This is a genomic window from Psychrobacter sp. 1Y4 (assembly GCF_051847555.1).
This window is the reverse complement of the sequence record NZ_JBPYDE010000960.1, coordinates 1-560: the sequence shown is the minus strand read 5'-3', so window position 1 is coordinate 560 and position 560 is coordinate 1. Positions and strand designations below refer to the sequence as shown.

General features: G+C 45.7%; 1 pseudogene. It reads left to right on the top strand.

The features are described 5' to 3' along the window. A pseudogene (locus ACS8FC_RS19840) lies at positions 1–560 on the top strand (exodeoxyribonuclease V subunit gamma); the annotation flags it as partial.

Below are 560 nucleotides of genomic sequence, written 5' to 3'. Positions count from 1 at the left end.
GCAATACGTCTAATGATGTTAGCGATAGCAACCCTGATACTACTGCAGCCGATGAGCTAGATAGGTTGCTAAATAAAGCCATGCGCCAAACCAAGCTGGCTCAGAAAAAACAATTTCCGCCTGCACCGCTATGGCAAGCTGTGTTTGAGACACTACAGAAAAGAAGATTTAGCGAGCATCCACAACTGATTGGTTTGCCCACAAAAGCACAGTACGAAGCCATGGCTCACATGTTTGGGCACAGCTTTGGTCAGCTAGGACAACTAGACAATCAAACCGTGTCTACATTAGCCAATATGCTGGGACTCGATACTTCTACTGCTGCTAATGATATGAGCGATAGGACTCAGGCGCTCACCCGAATGGTGCGTGATACCGTATTTAACATTGGGGAGATAGATGTCGAAGGTATGTTGGTGTATCAAGTGCGCCACCCTGCCAAAGCGTTCTTACGGTCTCAAAAAGTGCATGTGGTACAAGGTGAGGAAGCGATGGCACATCAAGAGCCATTGTTTTTGGATCACCTGACCACTTATCAGATAAAAGATCATTTGATTAAA